This window comes from Monashia sp. HAY1-5C (genome assembly GCF_056755255.1).
Map to the genome: position 1 here is coordinate 1 of NZ_JBPGXG010000746.1, position 237 is coordinate 237.

Below are 237 nucleotides of genomic sequence, written 5' to 3' on the forward strand. Positions count from 1 at the left end.
CCCCCCCCCCCCCCCCCTTCCCAAACAGAACACACCACCCCAGATGTAGCTCCGTCTCGTGGGCTCGGAGATGTGTATAAGAGACAGGTTGTAGGTGTCGCTGACGGCGACCGAGCCGTCGGGCAGCTCGGTGACTCCCAGGGGGTGCTGCAGCAGCGCCTCGGAGGCGTCGCCGTCGCGGTGCCCGAAGTCGAACAGCCCCGTTCCGACGTGCGTCTCGACGGCCAGAGACCCGTC

The 237-nt window shown here is 67.9% G+C and carries 1 pseudogene; it reads right to left on the minus strand.

What is annotated here, in order from left to right:
• Positions 1-237, minus strand: a pseudogene (locus ACR9ZK_RS23400) (hypothetical protein); the annotation flags it as partial.